Source organism: Hymenobacter volaticus (genome assembly GCF_022921055.1).
Taxonomy (GTDB): Bacteria; Bacteroidota; Bacteroidia; order Cytophagales; family Hymenobacteraceae; genus Hymenobacter; species Hymenobacter volaticus.
The window spans coordinates 5014465-5040492 of sequence record NZ_CP095061.1 but is presented as its reverse complement, the minus strand read 5'-3'; the positions used below and the strand labels follow the sequence as shown (position 1 = coordinate 5040492).

Sequence of the window (26028 nt, the reverse complement as noted above, 5' to 3'; positions counted from 1 at the left end):
TGCAAAGTAGATATTAGCTAGTTTTAAATCCAACTTTAAAGGAATATATTTTTAAAACTGACCATTTGCATGACTCTAACCTGACGGCAACGACAGCATAGATGCCACTCCTGCGTCAACAGTTGCCTGCTGTCTTGGGAGTTACTTAAAATATTAAGTTGCCCGCATGTAAGCAACTCATCCGTATAGATTGATGATGTTGTAATGGCTAGGCAACAAGTAGTTAGGAGAGCTTTGAATGCCGCGTTAAATTTCGCTCTGCTACAGAGCCCTGCCTTTCTCCAGGTCAGCGGCCTAAGTGATCAGTAGTAAATTGGCAGACACGTCTCTCTTAAAAGAGACAGACAAGGGCGTATGTATGATATTATCCTCAGTAGAGGTTGAGTTCAGTAACACTTAGCCAAGTCGCGCCAGCAACTCTTCCACTTGCCGTTCCAATCGTGTTACCCGCTCTTCCATAGTGGATGGTGGGCGCAAGTGGGTGGTGAAAACCGCTTTAACCTCCCATATTTCCAAGGCCTGATCGAGGGCAAACTCTTCGGCACCATAGTCGGGGTTATCAGCTCGGAGCTTGACTGCGCCGTTAGGAAGCCGCTCCGAGAGGCGCCGCACTAGCAAGCGGCTCTGTGTGACGAAGGCATAGATGCGGTGCACCCGCAAGTTGGGTTCGGCTAGGTCCACGCGGCGGCACAGTACTACATCTTGGTGGCGCAGACCTTGTTGTTGGTGCTGCATTTCGGCACCCACTATTTCGAACGCGCGCGTAGCGGGGCCAAGTTGGTGCGGAAACGTGAGTGGCGGCAGCGTGTCGAGAAAAGACGAGTTGTGATGCTGCACGATGTATTCCATCAACCGGTCGGCGGGTACGAATGGCGTTATGGCTTTCTGCCGATCGGCAACTGCGGTGGCAGGGGCACTAGGTGCTTGAACGGGCACGCCTTGCTGCTTGAAAATATCGAAGTTGTAAAGCTCGTTTACCGTCAGTTCTTTCGTTAGTAGCAAGTCTACGGATAAGCCAAAATGCTGAGCAATCTGGATAAGCGTCTCCATTTTTGGTTCTGAACGACCTTCTTCGTAAGCGCCCACACTAGGTCGTGCTAGGCCGAAAAGCTCCGCAAATGCTGCCTGGCTAAGCTTTTTGACTGTTCTTATCTTGCGGATGTTCTTTCCAACGTAAGACATTAGCGAAAATATATTATGCTCAAAGCTTGAGCGTATCTAAAACTTTGAGTACACTTGTGTCGTAAAGCTAACACATAACCGACAGACACTTTCTAACACCGCTATTTTTTTGAGCCAAGAGTAAAAAGTAACAGCAACTATACTTCCGGCTCTTGCTTCCTACTTCAAGCGCACCTTACTCAGTACCTATTCTTTCCTATATGGCCAACTCTTACTTCTCTAAAATCCAGACTTACTTGTTGGAGCTTGGCTTCGACATTCATCACCTGGACGAGGCCACCAACTTGTTGGTGGTGAGCAAACCGGAGTTGGGTATCGAGCACTTGGTGTTGGGTTGCGGTGAGCCGCTATTGATTATGGAACAGTACCTGCTCGATCTGCCCGGCCCGAATTGCGACGTGTACCAACGGCTACTCCAGAAAAACCGCGACATTATCCACGGCGCCTTTGTGCTCGACGAGTCGGGCCGCAAGGTCATCTTCCGCGACACCCTTCAACTAGAGCACCTTGACCGGCCCGAGTTGGAAGCCGTTTTCAACTCGCTGGCCTTGTTGCTAAGCGAGTTCAGTGACGAACTGATTGCGTTTTCAAAAGGATAGTAAGTAACGCGAAGCTCCAGCTTCGCATCTCGTTGCACGACCTATCATCCTTCGTTGCAGCGACTAACGTTCAACGAAGCAAGGAGCTGGAGCTTCCTGCTATATCTCTAGCAATCATGAATCTATTTAACCGCATCTTCAAAATTGGGCAGGCCGAAGCGCATTCCGCCGTCAACCAGCTCGAAGACCCAATCAAGATGACCGAGCAGGGGCTACGCGACCTGCGCCAAGACCTCGACAAGGCCCTGCACGCGCTGGCCGAAGTGAAGGCCCTAGCCATTCGGGCTCGCAACGAAGCAGAGGTGGAGCGCAGCCGCGCCCTCGACTATGAAAACAAAGCCGTGCTGCTGCTACAGAAAGCCCATCGGCAGGAAATAGAAGCAGCTGAAGCCGACCGGCTGGCCACCGAGGCCCTATTGAAAAAGACGCAGCACGAAGCGCAAGGCACTCGTGCCGCGCAAGACCAGCAGAAGTTCGAGACCTCCGCTGCGCAGCTCGACCAAAACGTACAGCAGCTCAAAAGCACTATCAGCCAGTGGGACAACGAGCTCAAAACCCTTAAAGCCCGCGTAACGGTAAGCACGGCCACCAAAACCATCAATCAGCAGCTAGCCCAGCTCGATTCGTCGGGAACGGTGGCGTTGCTGGAGCGTATGAAGGAAAAGGTAGCCACCAAAGAAGCTTTAGCCGAATCGTACGGTCAGATTGCGCAGGAAAGCCGCAGTATCGACCAGGAAATCGACAAAGCGTTGGGCAATACGCAGTCTGGCCAAGCCAGCCAAGACCTAAAAGCCTTGAAGGCAAAGCTTGGACTTGAATAACTATACCTCTGCGCCATGAACAACAGCATGAACTTAATGGAGAAGATATTGCGGGTTTGCTCCTTGGTTATGGTGCTTGGTAGCCTGTTGTTGCGTCTCCCCCACATCATTGATGCGGCCGATGGACACGCCCTTCTCACCTTTGGCCTTCTTTTCAGTCTTCTTTCTTATAGCAGCTATTCCCGGCGGCTCCGGCGCCGCAACGAGGAACTAGAGCGCCAACTCGAAGAGCGGCAACCCGAATAATTACCGCACCGCTTCAATCAAACCTAATCGACTCCCGAATAACGGAGCTTATCGTTATACCTCAATTTCTTACCAAAACAGCGGCCCTTCTTCCTTACAATAATGACTGAGCTGCTGCATGCGGCCGTTTTGCCGCCCAACGTATTGCCCACCGCGCTGCTGGTGTTTGTGCTCCTCTATTGGCTAACCGTGATTGTTGGTTTGCTGGATTTCAAAACCTTAGATATCTCTACCGGCCACGACTTCGATGGCACCCACGGCGCCCACGTATCGGCCGACCATTCAGGAGTAGGCGTGAGCTGGCTCAACAATGCGCTGGCCTTTTTTAACTTAGGCCGTGTGCCACTGATGGTGTTTCTGAGCTTCGTGGCGCTGCCGCTGTGGGTGGCCAGCATTCTGCTCAACTATTACCTCGGCAATGTCTCCCTACTGCCGGGCTTGCTGCTGTTAGTGCCGTTGTTCGTCGGGAGCTTGCTGCTAGCTAAAGTGCTGACTTTGCCCTTCGTGCATCTGTTTGCGGCGCTAGAGAAAAGCCACGATAGTGGTGCGCAGCCACTTGGTAAAGTCTGCACGGTGCTGCTGCCCACCAGCCACAATCGGCTTGGCCAGGCCAGCGTCAGGTTGCTTAATGGCGCTCCGCTAGTGCTCAACGTGCGCGCCGCCTCCACTACTTCCGAACTGCGCAAAGGTGATTCCGCCCTCGTTATCGACTACGATAAAGAGCGCCGTTGCTACCTCATTGAGCCCTACGACGCGGTGTAATTTCGACAGACTAGATTTCAACGAAACCACAACGGATTCAACTTTTTGCGGGCGTTGCGCCCACTACCCTCGGCCAGTAAACTTCTTTGTAGTAAGTTGCGGGAATATAATCTTTCCTAGGCTACAGCTTTCTACTTTATCTAGCTTTTCTCCTGTTTGACTTTACTCTTACTCCCTACTTCCATGTTAGAACAGCTATCCCTGGCGGTGATTGTCATCGTCGTTGTGCTGCTGCTTGGCTTGATTGCCATTGTGGTGAAAATGTATCAGAAAGCCGTGCAGGGCGAGGCAATGGTACGCACCGGCCTCGGCGATACCAAGGTGTCGTTCAGCGGCATCTTCGTGGTACCGGTACTGCACAAGTTGGAGGTGATGGATATCACCCTCAAAAACATGGTTATTTCGCGGGCCGGTTCCGAAGGGTTGGTTTGTAAAGACAACTTGCGGGCCGATGTGAAGGTGAACTTCTTCGTGCGCGTCAATAAAACCCACGACGACGTAGTGCAAGTGGCGCAGAGCATCGGTTGTCGCCGCGCCTCCGACCCCATGGCGCTAGAAAACCTCTTCGACGCCAAGTTCTCGGAAGCCCTGAAAACGGTGGGCAAGCAGTTCGACTTCATCGAGCTCTACAACTCGCGTGAGCAGTTCAAACAGGAAATCCTGCGCATCATCGGCACCGACCTCAACGGCTACGTGCTCGACGACTGCGCCATCGACTACCTAGAGCAAACCCCGCTGTCCTCGCTCAACCAAGACAACATCCTGGACGCCGAGGGTATCAAGAAGATTGTAGCCCTGACCTCGGAGCAGAAGATTCAGGCCAACTCTATTGCCCGCGAGATGCAAAAAACCATCAAGAAGCAGGACGTGGAAGCCCAAGAAACCATCCTGCAACTCGATAAGCAGCTTATCGAAAACCAGGAAAGGCAGAAGCGCGAAATAGCCAACATCAAAGCCCGGGAACTTGCCGAAACCGAGAAGGTGCAGCAGGAAGAAAAGCTAAAGTCGGAGAAGGCCCGCATCGCTACCGAAGAGGAAGTAGGCATTGCCCAACAGAACCGCGACCGGCAGGTGCTGGTAGCCGAGCGCAACAAGCAGCGCACCGACGCCGTGGAAACCGAGCGAGTAGCCCAAGCCAAAGCCCTGGAAGCCAACGAGCGGGAACGGATTGTAGCCTTGGCGCAAATTGAAAAAGAGAAGGCGCTGGAAGAAGAAAAGAAGAACATTCAGACCATTATCCGCGAGCGGATAGTGGTGGAAAAAGCCACCGTTCAGGAAGAAGAGAAAATCAAGGATACCCGCGCCCAAGCCCAAGCCGACCGTGAAAAACTGGTAGCCGTTACGGCCGCCAAGCAGCAAGCCGAAGCCGCTACCGTGACCCTTGTGGGCAACGCCGACATGGAGCGCCAGGCCGCCGAGTTCCGCGCCAAGCAGGCCCTCATTGATGCCGAAGCCGAGAAAGCCGCCGCTGAGTTCAAGGGCCAAGCCATCCGCACACTGGCCGAAGCCGAAGCCAGCAAAGCCACGGCCGTTGGCTTAGCTGAAGCGCAGGTAATGCAAGCCAAAGCTACCGCTCGCCAGAAAGAAGGTGAAACCGAAGCCAACGTGCTCCAACTCACTGCCTCCGCCGAAGCCCAAGCCATCCAGGCCAAGGCCGGCGCCCAAGCCGAAGCCGACGAGAAGCTTGGCTTGGTAGCTGCCAAAATCAACCGCGAAAAAGGCCTCGCCGACGCCGACATCATCCAGGCCCGCGCCGATGCCGACCAGAAGAAAGGCCTCGCCGAAGCGGCCGTTTCGGAGCAGAAGTTTGCAGTGGAAGCCAAGGGCATCGAAGCCAAAGCCGACGCCATGAAGAAGCTCGACGGGGTGGGCAAAGACCACGAGGAATTCAAACTGCGCCTCGACAAAGAAAAGTCGGTGGAGCTGGCCCAAATCAGCATCCAAAAAGACATTGCCGCCTCGCAAGCCGATGTTATCGGCGAAGCCCTCAAAGCTGCCAAAATCGACATCGTGGGTGGCGAGACGATGTTCTTCGACCAGATTATCGGCTCGATAACCAAAGGCAAGATGGTGGACCGCGCCGTGCACAACTCCGAAGTGCTCGGTACGGTGAAAGATGCCTTCTTCTCCCTCGACGGAGGCGGCGACTTCAAAACCAACCTCCGCCGCTTCATAGACCAGTTCGGTCTCAGCTCCGAGGACATGAAGAACCTCAGCGTTTCGGCGCTACTGCTCAAACTCATGAACAAAGCTGGCGACGACGCCACCCGCGCAACAATCACACAACTAGCCGGCACAGCGCAAGCCTTAGGAATAGGTGATAAACCAGCGAAGATGCTGGAGCTGAAGTAACGTTCACCTCACCCCCGGCAACCTTCCTTTGAAACAGAGAGGAACTAACCTCTGGATAGGTATACATTTTAGATCTAGAAGCTAGCTCCCCTCCTCAGATGAGGAGGGGTTGGGGTGGTTGACCAGTCGTTGTTTATCCTGCCTGTAGGAGAGTCTAATTGTCAATTAGTTATCCTGTCAATTGTGCCAGATACCAGTCACGTCCACAACCTCAGCCATCAGAAGTTCATCCGCCGCATACTTCGCAATAACCTCACGCCAGCCGAAGCCACACTATGGACGGCACTTCAACGCAGTCAACTAGCTGGCCGTAAGTTTCGCCGCCAGCACGGCATTGGGTCATACATTGTAGACTTTTACTGTGCTGCTGAGAAACTGGTAGTAGAGCTAGATGGCTCCGGGCATTACACGGTCAGCGGAGAAGCGCATAATGTAGAGCGAACAGCTTATCTAGAGGGCTTGGGCCTGCATGTGCTTCGGTTCGAAAATAAGCTGGTTCTACAGCAGATAGACAGTGTGCTGGCTGCTATTGAGGCTGCTTTTATACCTAACTATTGATACCGGTCAACGGACATCAACCACCCCTAACCCCTCCTCATCTGAGGAGGGAAACTAGCTTTTAGATCTAGCTTATAACCCCTCTGCTGAGGTTGGCGCATTGCGCTACTCCCTATGGAACAGACCACCCAACTCGAAACCGGTACCTACGAAATCCTGCGCAACCGCCTGCAGAAAAGCAGCGCCGACTTGCGCTTGCGGCTGGACACGCTGAACACCGAGCGCAAGCAGGTGTTTGGGGCGGTGGATACCCGCCTGCTCGGCACAGGCCGCATCACCACCGACAACAATTGTGTGCCGTGGGACATGGTGCCGGTGGGGCGGCGCTTCCTGTTTGGGTACAACGTGGTGCTCGGGCTGAAAGCCGAGCCTGACTTAACTGATGTGTTTGGCGTATACGAGTACGCCGAACACGACTTCCGGCCGCAGGGCCTAGAGCTGTTGCAGCACCCGCAGTTTCTGGAGGAGTTCCGCAACCTGTACCGCTACTACAAGAACACGCAGTTCGTGAAGTTTGCACAGATCGGCACGCACCTGTTCATGGTGTTCCGCATCGGCAAGAGCGCCACCGACGTGAAGACGTTTAAGTGGCTGCTACAGGGCGACACGCTCACCTACCTCGACAACCGCTCCGACCACGAATACACCTTCCCGCCGCAGCACGAGTTCCAGTGGAAGCGCGTCACGCGGGATATGCAGCGCGGTGGCAAGCACCCGCACGTCAGCATCGAAGACAGAGTGTTTGTGGAAACCATCGGCGGCGACCTAACCATCAAGGTGGAAGACAACACCGCCACCGGACAAGGCATTCTGAGCGAGCCAGTCGACAACAAAGACCAGACGCTCGATGACTCGGAAATCTATTACGCGGTTATTGGCAACCTGATTCTGTTGAAGATTCGGCCGTATCAGGAGCAGCCGTATCGGTATTTTATCTTCAACCACCGGCTGCAGCAGGCGCAACGGCTTGCTGCTTTGGCCGACGCCTGCGTGCTGCTGCCCGATGGACAAGGACTGATTTTCCCGCACGGCTTCTACCTGCAAACTGGCGACAATAAGCTATTTGACAATGGCTTGCGCGACATGCTGTTTGAGAAGCGGCTGGCCTCGCCCAACGGCGAGGATTTCCTGTACGTGTTCTATAACCGAGAGAGTGGCGCATATTTGCTGCTCAGCTACAACCGCATTGCACAGCGCGTTGATAACCCGATTGTGTGCCACGGGTACGCGCTGTTCGAGAACGGCGAGCTGTGCTACTTCCGCGCCGATGATGAGCCCAAGAAGCACCACGCCGTGCAGATTTGGCAGACGCCCTACACCGGCCCCGATTTTCAACTGCCTGTCACTTCCGATTCCTACCTCTACAAGCTCGGCAACAAGGAGATAGTGCGCGCTATGAGCGAGGTGCAGGAGGTCCTGACGCTCACCAGTAAAGACGATAGCTACGCCGGCCTCTACCTCGACCTCATCCGCCAAACCACGGCCCTCACAGATTCCTACCACTGGCTGCGCGAATCCGCCGCTCAGGCGTTGGCCGAACCGCTAGCCGAAATCCGGCAGACGGCTTCGGCGGCCGTGGCCGAGTTCGAGAAGGTGCAGAGCATCCGCAAAAACACCGCGCAGCAAACCCAAGCTGTCTTTCAGAAAGCCGACGAATTGGCTGGCCGCATCCGCCGCGCCGCACCCGATACCGTTACCGAGTTCGTGCAGTTGCTTGGCGAGTTGCGGGCCGTGCGGGGCGAGGTGATTTCGTTGAAAGAGCTGCGCTACGTGGAAGTGCCCGCAGTGGAAGCCCACGCCACCACCCTTGAATCGCTCAGCAAAGAAGTGGCCACCCACACCGTGGAATTCCTGCTGAAACCCGACGCGCTGGCACCCTACGCCACCCGCGTGCAGGCCATTGAGGAGGGCGTGGCACAGGTGCAAAAAACCGTGGAAGCCGACCAACGCGAGCAGGAAACAGCCGCCATAGCGCAGGAGCTGGAACTGCTGATTGAGGTAGTCGGCAACCTGCCCATCCTGGACCCCACCCAAACCACGGCCATCATCGACAATATCTCGGCGGTGTATGCACGCTTCAACCAGATTCGGGCGGCGCTGAAGCGGCGGCGCCAGGCGCTGGCCGGCACCGAGGCGCAGGCTGAATTCACGGCCCAGCTCAAGCTGCTCGACCAAGCCCTCACCAACTACCTCGACCTGGCCGACGCGCCCGCCAAGTGCGACGAATACTTGACCAAGCTCATGGTGCAGCTGGAAGAGCTGGAGGGCAAGTTTCCCGACTTCGACCAGTTCTTGAGCCAGTTGGCAACTAAGCGCGAGCAAGTATACGAGGCCTTCGAGAGCAAGAAAGTGGCCTTGGTGGCAGCTCGTAACCAGCGCGCTACAGCCTTGCTGCAAAGCGCCGAGCGACTGCTAAAAGCCGTGCAAACTCGCCTCGGTCGTCTAGAATCAGTAGCCGACATCAATGGCTATTTCGCCGCCGATTTGATGGTGGAAAAGGTGCGCGGCACCATGGAAGAGCTACGTAAACTCGGTGACGCCGTGAAAGCCGACGATGTACAGTCGCGCCTGAAAACGCTGCGCGAAGACGCCGTGCGCCAACTTCGCGACCGGGCCGACCTCTACGCCGACGGCGGGCAGACCCTGAAGTTCGGTTCCCACGCCTTCACGGTGAACACCCAACCGCTCGACCTAACCGTGGTGCTCCGCGACGGCGACCTGCACTACCACCTCACCGGCACCAACTTCTTCCAGAAAATAACCGATCCTGCTTTACTTTCGGCTCGCCCGGTGTGGGAGCAAACGGTGGTATCGGAAAACGAGGACGTGTACCGAGCCGAGTTTCTGGCTTGGCGCGTCCTGCAAGCCGCTCAGCACCCCACGCCCGCCGACCCCGAAGCGGGCCACCCCGCCGTGCTGTCCGTTGCTGAACTCTCGCACCTGAGCCAGCCGGAGCTATTGGTCTACGTGCAGCAGTTCATGGCCTCTCGCTACGCCGAAGGCTACCTCAAAGGGGTGCACGACCACGATGCTGCCCTGCTGCTGACGGCCCTGGTGCGGCTCACCCGCACCGCCGACTTGCTGCGCTATCCGGCCGAAACCCGCGCCGCGGCCAGCCTGTTCTGGCTTCGCTTCTGCCACCCCGACCAACGCGCCCATTGGGAGCGGCAACTACAAGGCATCGGGGTGCTGCTGCAAGTCTTCCCCGATTCGCAGGAGTTCGACACGCTTAAAACCGAGCTGCAAACGGCCGTCGAGGGCTTCGTGCAGCAAACCAGCCTCTTCACGCCCGAGCAAGTGGCCGAAGCCGGGGACTATCTGTTTCATGAGTTGACGCATACGGGCAGCTTCATCATTGCCGCTGAAGCCGCCGAGCTGTACCAGCAGTTCCAAAAGTCGTTGCAGGAGCGGCAGGCGACGGAGTTGTTTCAGCAGTCGGTGGCGGGTCTGCGCGACCAGCCGGCGGCGCAGCTCCTCCTGGTTCGGCAATGGCTGCAAGCGTATTTGCGCCAAGCACCCGCGGCCGGTTCGCTCGCTGATTTCTGCCACGAAACCGCCGTGCTACTGCTAACCGACACCTATGATCCGGCCCGCGTGGTGCATACGCCCCTACGCGAAACTCTGACCGGCTTCCAGGGCGCCCACTCGCGCATCAGCACTCCCGAAGTGGCAACCGCCCCTGACGGCAAAGCTCCGGCACCTACTTATCACCTCGACTTTCCCAATTTCCGCCGTCGTCTGCTCCACTACGAGCGCACCACGGTGCCGCAGTTCGAGGCGTTTCAGGAAACCAAGAAGCACCTGCTTGCGCAGGCCACACAGGAGCTGCGGCTCGAAGACTTTCGCCCTCGCGTGCTGACTTCGTTCGTGCGTAATCAGCTCATTGACAAGGTGTACTTACCCCTTATCGGTGCCAATTTGGCCAAGCAGATTGGGGCGGCCGGGGAAGGCAAGCGCACCGACCTGATGGGCTTGCTGCTGCTGATTTCGCCCCCGGGCTATGGCAAAACCACCCTCATGGAGTACGTGGCCAACCGCCTTGGTCTCATCTTCATGAAGATTAACGGCCCGGCCATTGGGTACGCCGTCACCAGCGTGGACCCCGCGCAAGCGCCTAACGCCGGGGCGCGGCAGGAGCTAGAGAAGCTGAACCTAGCCTTCGAGATGGGCGACAACGTGATGATTTACGTCGACGACATTCAGCACTGCCACCCCGAGTTTCTGCAGAAGTTTATCTCGCTCTGCGACGCGCAGCGCAAGATTGAAGGCGTGTACCAGGGCCGAACCCGCACCTACGACTTCCGTGGCCGCAAGGTGGCCGTGGTGATGGCCGGCAACCCCTACACCGAAAGCGGCGACGTGTTCCAGTTGCCCGACATGTTGGCCAACCGCGCCGACATCTACAACCTCGGCGACATTCTCACGGCGGGCTCCGAAGATGCTTTTCGCCTTTCGTACCTCGAAAACGCCCTCACCAGCAATACTGCCCTGGCTCGCCTCGCTACCCAAAGCCCGCAAGACGTGCCTGCTCTCATCCGCCTCGCCGAAACCGGCCAGTCGGAGGGCGTCTCGTTCGAGGGCAACCACACGCCTGAAGAGCTGAACGAGTACGTGGCGGTGCTGCAGAAGCTGCTCCGCCTGCGCGACGTGGTGGCCCGCGTGAATGCCGCATACATAGCCAGTGCCGCCCAAGCCGATGCCTACCGCACCGAGCCGCCGTTCAAGCTGCAAGGCTCGTATCGCAACATGAACAAGCTGGCCGAAAAGGTGCGCCCCGTCATGAACGATCAGGAAATCACGGACTTGCTGGCTGCCCACTACGAGAGCGAAGCCCAAACCCTAACCAGCGCTACCGAAGCCAACTTACTCAAGCTTCGCGAGTTGCTTGGCTGGCTCTCGGCCGAAGAAGCCGCCCGCTGGCAGGAAATCAAAGCTACCTTCCGCGACAACCTGCGCAACTCCGGCGCCGGCCAAATCCTTCAGATGCTCAGCAAGCTGGAAGACATTGCCGGCGGCCTCAGCGGCATCCGGGAAGTGCTGAAACGGGAGTAAGCTTCAAAGTATGTTTGACAGTTTGTTCTCTTTCGTTTTCACTGCCATCCTACTGCTTATCATTGCTATAGGCTTTATTGTCGTTTCAGTAAATCTGTATTACACAAAAAACACACGAATCACCTTTCAAAACAGGATAATCATATTGAAGCGCGGGATAGTAGCAGAAGGTACTATGGTAGCGGTGGAAACAGCATGGCCCAGCTTATTTTACGAGTATCCTATAGTACGCTTTAAGACACCGCAGGGACTTCAAGTGACTTTGCGTTGCCAGGAGTACACCAAAGGGCCCGGTTTTAGGAAGGGGCAAAAAGTAGAAGTGCGGTTTTTGCCAGCTTCTCCTGAGGCTTTTATTGTTGTTACCGGCTTGGATTTCTTAGTGTAATTATGCGAGGAGTCTGTCTAGGTACAGATATGCTCCGGCCGGTCAGATGCTCACGAAACCAGATGTTTTATTGTGGGTGAGCTAAGTAGTAGCTTATGCGGACTAAATTCGAAATTGTGAGCAAGCCGACGCAACCACAATGAAAACGAAACTCCTAGTCTTCCTGCTTTCCTTCCTCTCCCAACTTGTGCTGGCGCGAAAAGCGACCTTGCCCGATTCAGACCTGACAACCCTTATCGACAGTGCCGGGATACCGGGCTTGTCGGTGGCTGTTATCAACCAAAAAGGTGTGGTCTGGGCGAAGGGCGCCGGGGTGCGGGAAGCTGGAAAACCGGAGCGCGTTGATGAGAGCACCGTTTTCTCGGCGGCTTCGCTCAGCAAGCCGGTGTTTGGATATCTGGTGCTGAAACTGGCCGACGAAGGTAAAATAGACTTGGATAAGCCCTTGTATCAGTACGTGCCGTATCGAGCCATCGAGCACAACGAACGGCATAAACGCATTACGGCGCGGATGGTGCTGAGCCACCAAACGGGCTTGCCGAACTGGCGCAGCGGCCAACTCAACTTTCTCTTTGATCCCGGCACTCGGTTTGGCTATTCGGGTGAAGGCTTCGTGTACTTGCAGGGCGTAGTGACGACCATTACGGGCAGAGAGCTTGACGAGCTGGCGCAGCAATACGTGTTTCGGCCCTTGGGCATGAGCCGCAGCAGCTACCTTTGGCAACCGGCGTTTGAGGCCAACCACGCTACGCCGCACAACCGCTTCGGTCAACCAACGGCCCTAAGTCGGTATAGCGAATCCAACGCGGCCTTTTCACTTATGACAACGGCTGCCGACTACGGGCGGTTTGTGGTGGCCCTGCTCACCGGCCAGGGATTGAAGCCCGCCACCGCGCAGGCGCTCTTCCGCCCCCTGTCTACCCCAAACGCACCCTCGACGACACCCTTCAGGCCTCGCCCACTATCCGGTGGGGGTTAGGCATTGGGCTGGCGCAACCGGCCGGCAACCTAGGGTTCTGGCATTGGGGCGACAACGGCGACTTCCGCTGCTTTGTCTACGTGTCGCGGGCCCGCAAGGAGGGCGTGGTGTACTTCACCAACAGCCGCAATGGCTTGAGTATCGTATCGAATGTACCGGCCCGGACGCTAGGGCTACCGGTGCACGATATAGCGGACTTCCTCTACTACGAGCCCTACCGAAGTCCGTTTGTTCAGGTTAGCCGCACGCTGCTGAAGCAGGGTGTTGTGTCTTCCGCGACGCCTTTTCTAGATACAAAGGCCAGTGGCAGTACCCGGCGCAGCGCGGCGAGGCTGTCCGAAGAAGACTTGATCCGCATGGCCAACGAGTTAAGCAACAGTCCGCAACTCGCCCAAGCCGTTGAACTGCTAGAACTAGGTTGTACGTACTACCCGCAATCGGCTGGTATAATAAAAGCCTCCGCCTTCGCGCGTCTGAAACAGAACGACCGTCTCAAGGCCCAAGCTGCTTTAAGCCGCTACGTAGCCATGAAACCCGACGACCAAGCCGCCCGAAACATCCTAACCCAACTTACAGAACCCACCAGAGGCAACGTAACGCTCCGGCTGCCCGGCTTCCCGACGGCCCGCCTAATTACGGTGGCTGGCAGCTTCAACAACTGGCAACCACTACACACCCTGTTTCTGAAAGAAGGCGACGAGTGGCGCTGCACCTTGCAACTACCCAAAGGCACCTACCAATACAAGATTGTGGTGGATGGCAACTGGCAAACCGACCCTGCCAACCCCAACACTCAAGACGACGGCAAGGGAAATATAAACTCTACCCTAACAGTGAACAACAATTAAACGAGCACTATCCCAAAGGGGCCTGCTTTCTACCACAGCACAAGTCGCACAGTATGCAAGCCTTCCGCAATTGCAACGCAACTCCGGTGCCGATTGAGTTTTGCAGATACTTGACTGTCTATAAGACATTGCCGGCAGCTTAACTGTGAAGGTGAACTCTACGCCAAGCTGGCTTCGCACCTAGGCACTACCGCTGTTATTTTCCACTAGTTGCTTCACTATGCACAGCCCCACGACCTTGGACGTGGATGGCAGGCGCCGGAGCAGCACAACAACTTGGCTTGTTGCTCTGGAGTTATACCGAGGCCGTTGTTCTGCGCTTCTTAAAATAGAAAAAGCCTCAGCATACACTGAGGCTTTCTCCTGTAAACAGTCTTTCTAGACCTGTCATATTCTGTTGCTAGCAGTAACTAGGGCAGCGTTGGTTTCGTTACGGCTGGCCGCCGCCGCCGGTGGCTCCGTAGACTTGGCCGGTAGCGTAGCTGGCCATTGGGTCGGCGAGCTGCACGTAGATGGAGGCTAGCTCCGCTGGCTGTCCTGGCCGCTTCATGGGGGTATCGCCGCCGAATTTCTGCAGTTTCTCTTGGGTGGCGCCGCCACTCACTTGCAGGGGCGTCCAAATGGGGCCGGGCGCTACTCCGTTGACTCGGATGCCTTTTGGGGCGAGCTGCTTCGCCAGGGAGCGGACGTAACTGGTGGTGGCCGCTTTGGTTTGGGCGTAATCGTAGAGGTCGGCGGATGGGTCGGTAGCTTGCTCGGAAGTGGTACCGATGATGGCCGAGCCCGGCTGGAGGTGGGGCAGCGCAGCCTTGATAATCCAGAACGGGGCGTAGATGTTGGTTTTCATCGTCGCGTCGAAGTCTTCGCTTGACAGTTCCATAATGGACTGGTGCTGCTGCTGCCGCGCTGCGTTGCTAACCAAAATATCCAGGCCGCCTAGCTGGCGTACGGCCTCGTCGACCAGCTTTTTGCAGAACGCTTCGTCGCGCAAGTCGCCGGGAATGGCAACGGCTTTTTGGCCAGCGGCTTTGATGAGGGCTACCACTTCCTTGGCGTCGGCTTCCTCGGCCGGTAAGTAGTTGATGGCCACGTCGGCACCTTCGCGGGCGTAGGCAATGGCAGCGGCGCGACCCATGCCGGAGTCGCCCCCCGTGATGAGGGCTTTGCGGCCTTTCAGGCGGCCCGAGCCCTTGTAGCTTTTCTCACCGTGGTCGGGCAGAGGCTCCATTTTGCTGGCGAGTCCCGGCCAAGGCTGCGACTGGCTTTTGAACGGGGGCTTAGGGTAGGCATTGTTGGGGTCTTTCAAAGGTTCGGCGGCCGCATCAGCGGCGTTAGTAGCGGCATCGACGGATAGTACGGGGCTTACGGCGGCAACTGCTAAGCTGGCTCCTAAGCCACTAATTATTTGGCGGCGGCTAAGTGTGGTTTCGTCTTTCATGGGTTGTAAAGGGCGTTTCAGTTTTTATGAAACGAGGCCTTTGCGTTTTAGTTAACTTAACTCCGTAGGGGTACTGTGTTACGGTTTAGCTAGTGGTAGGACTTTAACTTTCAGGCAATTGAATTGTATGACTAGGCAAGCTTAGCGTATGCCAGATTAGGTTAAGCGTATCGTATGCTTCCCGACTTTCTTTATTGGCCTTTATCAAGAAAAGCCCGGAGCCCAATTTTCTGTCCTGCGTAAGTGACCGAATAGCCATAGCTCTCTGCCGTTTGGCTTTAGCACTACCGCCCAGGGCAGCCGTTAGGTTTTCGTTGGCTGCACGACGATAAAAACCCGTAATGTTGATTCCCGAAACCCGTCCCAACTCTCGGTAGCATGACCTATACATCCCTGCTGACTATCTGCCTGATGCTGCTAAGCTCAGTTGTCTCTTTCGCGCAAAAAGCCCCCTTGCGTGTGGGAGTGGTGGGCCTTACCCACACCCACGTACATGGAATACTGAGCCTAAAAAACCGCAACGACATCCAGGTGGTCGGGATTGTGGAGCCCAACCGAGACCTGGCTCAGCGCTACGCGCAGCAACACGGCTACTCCATGAGCATCGTGTTCAATACCATGGACGAAATGATTACGGCCACCAAGCCCGAGGCCGTTACGGCGTTTGGTACCATCTACGAACATCTGGCGGTGGTGCAAACCTGTGCTCCCAAGGGCATCCATGTGATGGTGGAGAAACCCTTGGCCGTCAGCCTCGACCACGCCCGCAAGATGGAAGCCCTGGCCAAGAAGCACCACATCCAACTGCTTACCAATTACGAAACTACCTGGTACCCCACCAACCATGAAGCCTATGAACTGCTGAAAAAAGGTGCCGTGGGCGCGCTAAGTCAGGTGGTGATTCGGGATGGGCACCGGGGCCCAAAGAAGATAGGCGTCAACGCCGAATTCCTGGACTGGCTAACCGACCCGGTGCAGAATGGGGGCGGGGCGCTGATAGATTTTGGCTGCTACGGCGCCAACCTGATGACGTGGCTGCAAGACGGCAAGAAGCCCACTTCCGTAACGGCCGTCACGCAGCAGTTTCAGCCCGAAAACAACCCCAAAGTAGACGACGAAGCCACCATCCTTCTCACCTACGACCATGCCAAGGCCACCATCCAAGCTTCCTGGAACTGGCCCATCGGTAGAAAAGACCTGGAGATTTATGGCCAAACCGGCGCCATCTACGCCGACAACAAATACGATCTGCGCGTGCGCCACGCCGAGGGCTACGACCAGTTCCGGGAAGAAGCGCGCCGCCTTGAAGAACGCAAAGCCCCCTACGACGACCCGTTTGCTCTGTTGGCCGCTGTGGTTAGGCAGGAAATAAAACTCAAGCCCTTTGACTTGTCGTCGTTGGAAAACAACATGGTGGTAGTGGAAATCCTGGAGGCCGCCCGCAAGAGCGCTAAAACCCACAAAACCATTAACCTCTCTAACTAGAGAAGCGGCCCGGAGATTTTAAAGCCTCCGGGCCGCTTTGCCTTTCTCACTCGTGTGTAGCCTGATTGAGCAGGCCGTTTTGCTACTTGATCAAGCGGGCCAGGGTTGCATGTAGTTCATCGCCTTTCAGGTTGGCAGCTACGATTTTGCCGGTTGGGTCAATCAGAAAGTTCTGCGGAATGGCTTGCACGTGGTAGCTCCTCGCAACCTCATTCTCCCAACCCCGCAAGTCCGATACCTGCGTCCAGGCCAACTTGTCGTCCTGAATGGCTTTCAGCCACTTGGCCCGGCCTTTCTCGTCGTCGAGCGACACGCCGAGTACATCGAAGTTCTTGGCTTTGTAGGCATTGTAGGCCTTCGTGACAGCAGGGTTTTCCTCCCGGCAGGGGCCGCACCAAGAAGCCCAGAAGTCGACCAGTACGTACTTGCCACGGTAGTCGGCTAGGGAAACCACTTTGCCCTCGGGCGTTTTCTGGCTAAAGTTGGGTGCCTGTACCCCGATAGCCACATCTTTGAGGTCTTGAACCAGCTTGCCGTATTGTATGCCGGGCGCGCTGTTTTTGAGCGTTGGACTTAAGGCATTATAAAGTGGGGCTACCTCTGCGTACTGCGGTGGCCCCATCATTCCTAGCTGTGGCAACAGGTTTAGGCTTACCCAGGAATTGGGGTTGGCTTTGATGAACTCCTTCTCCCGTAAGACGAAGTCTTTGAAGGCATTCTGACCCGCAGTGCGCATGCGCTCCTGAAACTCGGGGGTCTTTCGCTGTGCTTCCGAAGCCTTTCCGTACTCGGCCCCTAGAGCGTTCATCTTATCAGTAATAGGCTTCAGCGAAGCTTGCAGCTTGTTGAAATCCGCCGTTAGCTGGGTGCCCGTAAGTTTGGCATTAGGCAGCGAATCGGGGCTGGTAACTACAATGGGACCAGGCTCCAAAAAGAGGTCTTTTCGGTTCGAAGAATTGAAGAAAGCAAGTGTTAGCTTACCATTCCGATGTACAATCAAGGTCGCCTGTTTAGGAAAGTCAGTTGTTCCTTTAAACTCGAAAGCGCCGTTTTTCAGCGCAGTAGAGTCCATTAGTAAGCCGGCAGATGTCAGGTAGATTTTAGCGGGGACACTCTGTTTACCAATAGTGCCTTTGATAGTGTAGGACAGGGGTGTTTGGGCCTGAGCCAGCCACGGCGCAAACAGCAATAAGCCGAATAGATGCTTTTTCATAAGGCGTTGAATGACAGTATGTGGAAATAACAACTAACTTAAATATACCTTGCTCTAGTATCCGTAAGAACACAATATTCCGGCCTCAAGCAATTCATGCTTCACGGCTTAGCAGCTCGATATGCGCCAAGTGGTGGCGTCCGTGCCAACTGTATTGCACTAGCGCTTGGTCGAGGGTATAGGTTTGCTGATATAAGGGGTGGTAGAAGGTGCGCTGCCATTGCTCGTCGGTGAGGTGCCAGAGCAGCGTTACCCAGCGCGAGTGCAGAGCCTCCAGCAGCATCAACGACACCGTAACGGGCGAGGCGCTGATGTCGGGGAGGACAGCCCAGGCGTTCATGTCGAAGGGCCGGATGGTAGGATTGTCTTCGGTGAGAGCCAGCCGGAAGCGGATGTCGAAGTTCATGTGCACATCGGCCACGTGGTGCAGTACCTGCCGGCCCGTCCAGCCACCGGGGCGGTAGGGGTTTTCCAGGCGCACGCCCCCGGCTTTGCGAGCCGCTACGGTTAGTTGTCCCGGCAGCGCCGCCAGTTGCTCGATATAAACGGCGCGCTCAGCGGATGTCAGCGGGCCTTCGGGTAGCACCGGCCGGCCGATAGGGTATTGCAAGTCAACAAGGTTGTTTTCCATAGGCAGCAAACATAAAACAACGTGTGAAGTTGGCCTACTACAGCCGAGCCGCCTTTCAGCCCCGGATGCTTATATCGATTAGGGCCTATGCTTGTCAATAAGTAAACCTCTATATTCCAGCGTCCATACTGGTTTATACTTCGGTTGCTTATCGTGAAAAAGCTACTTCTGCTTCTGCCGCTGCTAGCGGTTTTGGTTGGTTTCTCAGTGCAAGCCCAGCAGGTACCCCAGCATGTTACCACCGTAGCCCAGCTCACCGATTCCATTCAGCGCATTATGCGCCGGGAGCACATGCCGGGCCTCTTGCTCACGCTCGTCGCTCACGACACGGTGCTGTTTGAAGGAGGATTAGGCTACGCCGATCTAGAAAACAAGAAGCCCGTAACGGCTCACACGCTGTTCCGGATAGGCTCTATCACCAAAACCTTCGTGGCAGTAGGGCTGCTGCAACTCGTCGAGCAAGGCAAACTCAGTCTTAACGATGAAGTGCGCAAGCTGGCCCCCGAAATTCCCATCGACAACCCTTGGGAAGCCACTGACCCCGTGCGAGTGGTGCACTTGCTGGAACACACCGCTGGCTTCAACGATATGGGCCTCAACCACGTCTATAACTCCACGGCTACCGACCCGCGAGGCGCGGCCGCCGTGCAAGTGTTTCGGCCCGAGCTGCGCTGCCGTTGGCGGCCCGGCGAGCGAATGGCGTACTCCAACCCTGGCTACGAAGTGGCAGGCTACCTGCTCGAGAAACTCAGTGGCCAACCCTACGACCAGTACCTAGCGCAGCACCTATTGCGCCCCCTCGGTATGCCCGACGCCACCGCCGAACTGCGCCCCGCCGCCAACCCCAAGCTGGCCCGCGGCTACGCCTACGACAACGGCCACTACAACCGCCTGCTGCCCCTGCCCATCTACGCAGGCCCGGCGGGCTCCATGAGTGCTTCCGCCGCGGACATGACGCGTTGGGTGCAGTTCTTCCTGCACGACTTCCGTGCCCCCGATGGAACCGCCCTGCTGCAGCCTGCTTCCTTGCGCGAGATGGAAACTTCCCATAGCCCCCTCGGAGCCCGGGCGGGTTTGCCCACCGGCTACGGGCTGGCCAACCAGCTCATGAACCGACGCGGCAACGCTTCGTTCCGGGGGCACGGCGGGGGTATCTACGGGTTCCGTTCCACTTTCGCCTACAATCGGGAGCTAGGCTTGGGCTATGCTCTTTCCAACAACGGCGAACAAGACGCCGGCGCCATCGACAAGCTGGTGCGCACGTTTTTGCTGCGCCAGGTACCCACGCCGCCTGCTCCGCGCACCGTCCCGCTCGATGTGGCCGCCGTGGCACCTTACTTGGGTCATTACCAAAACGTAGCGCCCCGCAACCAACTCGCCGGCCTCGGCGACTACCTGCTCGGCGACAAACAATTGGTGCAGCGTGGGTCGTTGTTGCTGCTCCAGCCCCTTGCCGGTACGGCCGATACGCTGCTACCCACAGGTCCGCTCACGTTTCGCCGCCCCAAGGACCTTGTGCCTAGCATCGTGCTTACCCACGACCATGACAGCCGTCGTGCGCTGATTTCCTCGGATGGTTTTTCGCTGGAAGCAGGTTCTTTGTGGTGGCTGCGGCCGGCGTTATTTGCCGCTAGCCTATTACTCATTATCACGGGCATTCTGGCGGGATTGGTGTGGCTAATCTTCGCCTTGCGCCGCAAACTGCCCCGCGTCCAGGTGCTGCCCCGGCTGCTGCCGCTACTGGCTACCGTGGCGCTTATCACCACCATAGTAGCTTTTGTCGGCGTGGCTAGCAACATCACCGGGGCCGGCAGCGTCAATGTGGCGACTGTGCTGCTTGGCGTTAGTCCGCTGGCATTCTGCGTGTTTACCCTTGCGGGGCTCATCCTTACCATTCGGTACTTCCGCCAGTTTCGGAGCCGCGTAGTGGCGTGGTACTTGCTGTTCACCTACGGCGCCTTGGGCTGGTTGGCCACCGCATTTGCCACCTATGGCTGGATGAACTTACAGATGTGGGGCGTGTAAAGGGCGCACGCAAACTTGCCTGTATACCCAAGCTACAAACGACCTGTGCAATTCCTTTATTGAAGGAAGGCACACTAGCGCCTTTGCTTGGGTTGAAGCTTACTCGTTGAGCCCGTTCGTGCGGGTACTTCCAACGAGTGTGCAAACAGCTGCGTATTTTTGGCCCGATGCGGTTGTTGGCTCTGTTCTTTTCGCTGTACTTTCTGGTACTCTCGTGTCGAGCTTGTGCCGATGAAGAAGTGCGCCCGGATACCAAGGAAACCTGTATTTCCGTTGGGCAGTCGGGGCATTGCCCCACTGAGTCTCTTGGCGACTGGTGTTCCCCTTTGTGCCAATGCCACTGCTGTCCGGGGTTTGCGCTACCCGTTGCACCGCCGCTACTACCCATTAAGAGTCAGGCCACTAATAGTACGCGCACTTATGCGGTTGCGCCCGTGCCCGGCTTGGTAGCCCATATGCCCACTTCGCCCTGGCAGCCTCCTCAGGCAACCTGTTAAATTTCTCTAGCCCGTCCGGTGAAGCATACCGTGTCCTAGCAAGGCGCTGTAGTCGTTTGTCTACCTTTCACCGAAAAGCACTGCGCCCAAAGCGCGACGGGGTAGGAGTGCACTACACTTCTCGATAAGCTTCACCAGCCGTGAGGTTTACGTATGGCCGCTTGCTCACATGGGAAGCGGCTAGGAGAGGTGTGGTGCACAGGTTGTTTCCACTGTCCAGATTCTAAACTTCCAGCCCTTTATGTTTGACCGGCTGATCTATTTTTCCATTCATAATAAATTGGTTGTCGGGCTGCTGACCTTGGCCTTGGTGGTCTGGGGCGGCTACTCGCTGCTGCGGCTGCCCATCGATGCCGTGCCCGACATTACCACCAACCAAGTGGTCGTCTACACGGTGGCGCCTTCGTTGGCCGCCAACGACATCGAGCGACTGGTGTCGTTTCCGGTGGAGCAAAGCGTGGCTACTATTCCGGGGCGGGAGCAGGTCCGTTCGTTTTCACGCTTCGGCCTTTCGGTGGTCACCATCGTGTTTGCCGATGAGGTGGATGTGTATTGGGCGCGGCAGCAAGTAACGGAGCGGCTGCGCGAAGCCGAAAGCCAGATACCGCCCGGCGTCGGGCGCCCCGAAATGGCTCCCGTCAGCACCGGCCTCGGTGAAATCTACCAGTACATCGTGCGTGTAAAACCAGGTTATAAAAACAAGTACTCGGCTAGCGACCTGCGCACCATTCAAGACTGGATAGTCCGGCGCCAACTGCTCGGCACGCCCGGCGTAGCCGACGTTAGCAGCTTCGGCGGCCAGCTCAAGCAGTACGAAGTAGCCCTCGATCCTGAGCGGCTTCGCTCCCTCAATGTCACGGTGGAAGAAGTGTACCAGGCCGTAGCTCGCAACAACCAGAACACCGGCGGCGCCTACCTCGACCGTAACCCCACGTCCTACTTCATTCGCACCGAAGGCCTAGTTACCAATCCTGCCGACATCGGTAGCATCGTGGTGCGTACTACCAGCAACGGCCTGCCGGTACTAGTGCGCGATGTGGCGCAGGTAGGTTTCGGATCGGCGGTGCGCTACGGCGCCATGACCCGCAACGACGAAGGTGAGGTAACTGGTGGGTTGGTGCTCATGCTCAAGGGGGCCAATGCCAATGAAGTCATCAAGGCCGTGAAAGAGCGCATGGTGGCCATCGAAAAAAGCCTGCCCGCAGGCGTCACCGTGGAGCCATTTCTGGACCGCTCCACATTGGTCAACCGGGCCATTGCTACCGTCAGCCGCAACTTGGCTGAAGGAGCACTCATTGTGGTGTTTGTGCTGGTGCTGTTTCTTGGTAACTGGCGGGCCGGGCTGGTAGTAGCCTCGGTTATTCCCCTAGCTATGTTATTTGCCATCAGCATGATGCGCTTGTTCGGGGTGACGGGTAACCTGATGAGTTTGGGCGCCATCGATTTTGGGCTGATTGTGGACGGCGCCGTGATCATCGTGGAAGCCATTGTGCACCGCTTGGCCTTGCACAAGCTGGCTACCGACACCGATAAGCTGCCCACTGAAGCTATGGACGAGGAAACGTACCAGGCGGCATCCCGCATTCGTTCGTCGGCCGCCTTTGGCGAAATCATCATCCTGATTGTGTACCTGCCTCTGCTGGCGCTAGGTGGTATCGAAGGCAAGATGTTCCGGCCGATGGCCGAAACAGTGGCCTTTGCCATCCTCGGCGCCTTCATTCTTTCCCTGACGTATGTGCCTATGATGTCGGCCCTGGCGTTGAGTAGGCACACCGATACTAGTCCGACGTTTTCGGACCGCATGATGGCTTTTTTCCAGAGCCTCTATCAGCCAGTGCTGGCGTGGGCGTTGCGGGCCCGGGCCGTGGTGTTGCTGGCTGCGGTAGCGCTGCTGGTAGGAGCGGGACTGCTGTTTCGCACCTTGGGCGGTGAGTTTATTCCGCAGCTATGGGAGGGCGACTTTGCCGTTGAAACCCGTACGCTCACCGGCAGTTCTTTAAGCTATACCATCGAGAAGGTACAGCAAGCGGCAGGTATCCTTCGGCGGCAGTTTCCGGAGGTGAAGGAGGTGGTAACCAAGATTGGCGCTGCTGAAATTCCCACCGACCCCATGCCCGTGGAAGGCGCCGACCTGATGGTGATTCTGAAAGACAAATCTGAATGGACCAGCGCCGACAACCAAGAAGAACTAGCCGAGAAGATGGCCGCGGCCGTTAGCCAGATTCCGGGTATGTCGTTTAGCTTTCAGCAGCCTATCCAGATGCGCTTCAACGAGTTAATCAGCGGCGCCAAGCAAGATGTGGTAGTCAAGATTTATGGGGAAGACCTCGACTTGCTGGCTGATTATGCCCAACAGGCTGGCAGATTGGCGCGCCGCGTGGCCGGAGCCGAAGATGTGTACGTGGAGCGCGTTACGGGGCTGCCTCAAATTGTGGTGGAGCTGAACCGCAACCGCCTCGCGCAGTTCGGCCTCAACGTGGATGATGTGAACCGCACCGTGCAAACCGCCTTTGCCGGCCAAACCGCCGGGCAAGTGTTCGAGCAGGAGCGGCGCTTCGATTTGGTGCTGCGCCTCCGCGCCGACCTGCGCGCCGACATCAACAGCGTGCGTCGCCTGTTCATTGCCGCGCCCGGCGGGCAGCAGGTGCCCCTAGAGCAGGTAGCCACTGTGGAGCTGCGCGAAGGTCCCAACCAAATCCAGCGCGACGATGCTAAGCGCTATATCACCGTGGCCTTCAATGTACGCGGCCGCGACGTGGAAACGGTGGTGCGCGAGCTGCAATCCACGTTAGGTCAGCAGCTAAAGCTGGCGCCTGGCTACCACCTCACCTACGGTGGTCAATTCGAGAACCTACGCCAGGCTACGGAGCGTCTTGGTATTGCGGTGCCGGTGGCCTTGCTCCTGATTCTGGTGCTACTCTATTTTACGTTTCGGTCGGTGAGCGAGGCGCTGCTCATTTTCACAGCTATTCCGTTGTCGGCTATTGGTGGGGTGGTGGCGTTGTGGCTGCGCGGCATGCCGTTCAGTATTTCGGCTGGCGTCGGGTTCATTGCGCTGTTTGGGGTAGCGGTACTCAATGGTATTGTGCTCCTCGGTCAGTTCAATCAACTTGAAGCCGAGGGCGTCACCGACCTGTTGGAGCGAATCAAGCGCGGGACCGAAGCCCGGCTGCGGCCGGTGCTGATGACGGCGACGGTGGCCTCGTTGGGTTTCCTGCCGATGGCGCTGGCTACGTCGGCCGGGGCAGAAGTGCAGCGGCCCTTGGCCACAGTGGTTGTCGGGGGCTGGTGTCGGCTACGCTGCTCACGCTGCTGGTACTGCCAGTGCTGTATTATCTGCTCGAAAATCGAAAGCAACGTGGCAAGTCATTGGTGTCCACCCCTAACCGAGTAACTACTTTGGGTGGAACGCTGCTACTCATCATTTTCCTAGCTACTGCTAGCCAGGCGCAGCAGAATCCGGGGTTGTCGGCGGGGCAGGCAGTACAGCAAGCTTTGCAAGCCAATGGCACCGTGCAAGCTGCCGAGGGGGCGCTAGAAGCCCAACGTGCTGTGCGTCGGGCCGCCTATGACGTTGGGCGCACTACCTTCCAGGCCGGCTACGGTCAAGTCAACTCTCCCCTCCGCGACAATGTGTTCAGCGTCAGCCAGTCGGTTGCGCTGCCGAGCTACTACCGTTCCCAAGCGCAACTCGCCGAAACGCAGATTGTAAACCGGGAACTGCAACTCGCGCAAGTGCAAGCCGAGTTGCGGCGGCAAGTACGCCTCAGCTACCAGGCGGCGCTGCATGCCCGGCACCGCCTCCGGGTGCTGCGCAGCCTCGATAGTGTATACACCGAGTTTCTGCGCGCCGCCCAACTGCGGTTCAAAACCGGCGAAACGGCCCGCATCGAGCCCGCCACCGCCCTCATCCAACAAGGCGAAACCCAAAACCAACTCGCCCAAGCTCACGCCGACTACCGCATAGCCGAACGTCAGCTTCAGGCCCTGTTGCAAACCTCGCAGCCCGTCGTCATCGCCGATAGTGTTCTGCAACCCTTGCCCCTGACAGCGCCTCCCGCCGATACTACCGCTTTAGCGGCTACGCCGGAGGGCCGGGTGTTACAACAGCAAGTAGCAGAACGTCAAGCTGAAACCCGCCTAGAGCAAGCCCGAGGCCTACCTGAGGTAGTAGTCGGCTACACCAACCAGTCGTTGCGCGGCACTTACACCGAAAGCGGCACGCCCCGCACCTATGGCCCCGCCGACCGGTTCCATAGCGTGCACGCTGGCGTAGCGGTGCCCCTCTTGCGTGGCCCCCAACGAGCCCGGGTACAAGCTGCCCGTTTACAAGAGCGAACCGCCTCCGTCACCTACCAACGCTACCGTGCCGAAATTGCCGCCCGTCTCGACGAGCTTCAGATTCGCCGCGTAGAGCAGCAGCGCCAACTCATTTTCTTCGAGCAGGTTGGTTTGCCCCAAGCCGCTGTCATTACCCGCTTGGCTACTCGCGCCTACAAAGCCGGCGAAAGCACCTACTCCGATTATCTCCTCAACCTCGAACGCGCTCAGCGTGTCCGCACCGACCACCTGGATTTGCTACTTCAGCACAACCAGACGGTTATAGAACTGGAGTATCTGCTAGGCGAAGCAGGAACGTAAGTTACTGTCGTTCCTTCCTCAGCTAAGTAAGGGCCAGAGACGGTTGCCCAATCATTAACAACCCATAGGACCGTCATGCTGAGCTTGTCGAAGCATCTCGCGTGCTGACGTTACGGTGCTAACTCAACGAGTCGAGCGAGATGCTTCGACAAGCTCAGCATGACGTTCTTACCTAGATAGAGTCTCATCTTATTCTTACTGCCGTCAGCCTGAATACCTTTTAAAACTCATGAAATACCCAACCATATTCTTGCTTGTTCTACTAGCCATCAGCTGCGGAAAAAATCAAGAAGCGGCAACCGAGTCGAACGATT

At 56.9% G+C, this 26028-nt stretch carries 17 protein-coding genes and 1 pseudogene; 14 read left to right on the top strand and 4 right to left on the bottom strand.

What is annotated here, in order from left to right; translation table 11 throughout:
- Window positions 1–396 precede the first annotated feature (396 nt).
- Window positions 397–1182: an XRE family transcriptional regulator gene (locus tag MUN86_RS21980; RefSeq protein WP_245120109.1), complete on the bottom strand. Its 786-nt coding sequence runs from the start codon at window positions 1180–1182 to the stop codon at window positions 397–399.
- Window positions 1183–1382: 200 nt separating this feature from the next.
- On the opposite strand from MUN86_RS21980, the gene MUN86_RS21975 reads away from it, so the two are divergent.
- From MUN86_RS21975 to MUN86_RS21930, 10 genes are all read left to right on the top strand, one after another.
- Window positions 1383–1781: a CesT family type III secretion system chaperone gene (locus MUN86_RS21975; RefSeq protein WP_245120108.1), complete on the top strand. Its 399-nt coding sequence runs from the start codon at window positions 1383–1385 to the stop codon at window positions 1779–1781.
- 116 nt (window positions 1782–1897) lie between these two features.
- A complete protein-coding gene (locus MUN86_RS21970; protein WP_245120107.1) occupies window positions 1898–2602 on the top strand; it encodes a PspA/IM30 family protein in 705 nt (234 codons plus the stop codon).
- 15 nt (window positions 2603–2617) lie between these two features.
- Window positions 2618–2848: a hypothetical protein gene (locus MUN86_RS21965; RefSeq protein ID WP_245120106.1), complete on the top strand. Its 231-nt coding sequence runs from the start codon at window positions 2618–2620 to the stop codon at window positions 2846–2848.
- A gap of 102 nt (window positions 2849–2950) precedes the next feature.
- A complete protein-coding gene (locus tag MUN86_RS21960) occupies window positions 2951–3610 on the top strand; it encodes an OB-fold-containig protein (RefSeq protein ID WP_245120105.1) in 660 nt (219 codons plus the stop codon).
- Window positions 3611–3793: 183 nt separating this feature from the next.
- A complete protein-coding gene (locus tag MUN86_RS21955; protein ID WP_245120104.1) occupies window positions 3794–5962 on the top strand; it encodes a flotillin family protein in 2169 nt (722 codons plus the stop codon).
- 183 nt (window positions 5963–6145) lie between these two features.
- Window positions 6146–6520 (top strand): endonuclease domain-containing protein, encoded by a 375-nt coding sequence (locus tag MUN86_RS21950; protein ID WP_245120103.1) that lies wholly within the window; start codon window positions 6146–6148, stop codon window positions 6518–6520.
- 114 nt (window positions 6521–6634) lie between these two features.
- Window positions 6635–11572: a DNA repair ATPase gene (locus MUN86_RS21945; protein ID WP_245120102.1), complete on the top strand. Its 4938-nt coding sequence runs from the start codon at window positions 6635–6637 to the stop codon at window positions 11570–11572.
- A 10-nt stretch (window positions 11573–11582) separates the two neighbouring features.
- Window positions 11583–11957 carry a DUF3592 domain-containing protein gene (locus MUN86_RS21940; RefSeq protein ID WP_245120101.1) on the top strand — a complete coding sequence of 125 codons (375 nt, stop codon included), beginning with the start codon at window positions 11583–11585 and terminating at the stop codon, window positions 11955–11957.
- 139 nt (window positions 11958–12096) lie between these two features.
- On the top strand, window positions 12097–12936 hold the full coding sequence (locus tag MUN86_RS21935; protein ID WP_245120100.1) for a serine hydrolase domain-containing protein: 840 nt from the start codon (window positions 12097–12099) through the stop codon (window positions 12934–12936).
- An 80-nt stretch (window positions 12937–13016) separates the two neighbouring features.
- On the top strand, window positions 13017–13784 hold the full coding sequence (locus MUN86_RS21930; protein ID WP_245120099.1) for a pullulanase X25 domain-containing protein: 768 nt from the start codon (window positions 13017–13019) through the stop codon (window positions 13782–13784).
- Window positions 13785–14214: 430 nt separating this feature from the next.
- Here the strand turns inward: MUN86_RS21930 and MUN86_RS21925 are convergent, their stop codons facing one another.
- Window positions 14215–15222, bottom strand: coding sequence for an SDR family oxidoreductase (locus MUN86_RS21925; RefSeq protein WP_245120098.1), 1008 nt, complete (start codon window positions 15220–15222; stop codon window positions 14215–14217).
- A 378-nt stretch (window positions 15223–15600) separates the two neighbouring features.
- On the opposite strand from MUN86_RS21925, the gene MUN86_RS21920 reads away from it, so the two are divergent.
- Window positions 15601–16707 carry a Gfo/Idh/MocA family protein gene (locus tag MUN86_RS21920; RefSeq protein WP_245120097.1) on the top strand — a complete coding sequence of 369 codons (1107 nt, stop codon included), beginning with the start codon at window positions 15601–15603 and terminating at the stop codon, window positions 16705–16707.
- 82 nt (window positions 16708–16789) lie between these two features.
- Here the strand turns inward: MUN86_RS21920 and MUN86_RS21915 are convergent, their stop codons facing one another.
- Both MUN86_RS21915 and MUN86_RS21910 read right to left on the bottom strand, forming a co-directional pair.
- Window positions 16790–17920, bottom strand: a complete 1131-nt coding sequence (locus MUN86_RS21915) for a TlpA disulfide reductase family protein (RefSeq protein WP_245120096.1) — start codon at window positions 17918–17920, stop codon at window positions 16790–16792.
- Between the two features lie 94 nt (window positions 17921–18014).
- Window positions 18015–18551 carry a YfiT family bacillithiol transferase gene (locus MUN86_RS21910; protein WP_245120095.1) on the bottom strand — a complete coding sequence of 179 codons (537 nt, stop codon included), beginning with the start codon at window positions 18549–18551 and terminating at the stop codon, window positions 18015–18017.
- Between the two features lie 153 nt (window positions 18552–18704).
- Between MUN86_RS21910 and MUN86_RS21905 the strand changes: the two genes are divergently transcribed.
- The 3 genes and pseudogenes from MUN86_RS21905 (at window position 18705) to MUN86_RS21900 (ending at window position 25714) form a co-directional block, all read left to right on the top strand.
- Window positions 18705–20576 (top strand): serine hydrolase domain-containing protein, encoded by a 1872-nt coding sequence (locus MUN86_RS21905; protein ID WP_245120094.1) that lies wholly within the window; start codon window positions 18705–18707, stop codon window positions 20574–20576.
- Between the two features lie 167 nt (window positions 20577–20743).
- Window positions 20744–21073, top strand: coding sequence for a DUF6660 family protein (locus MUN86_RS32475; protein ID WP_375379454.1), 330 nt, complete (start codon window positions 20744–20746; stop codon window positions 21071–21073).
- Window positions 21074–21314: 241 nt separating this feature from the next.
- Window positions 21315–25714, top strand: a pseudogene (locus MUN86_RS21900) (CusA/CzcA family heavy metal efflux RND transporter).
- Window positions 25715–26028: the final 314 nt, after the last annotated feature.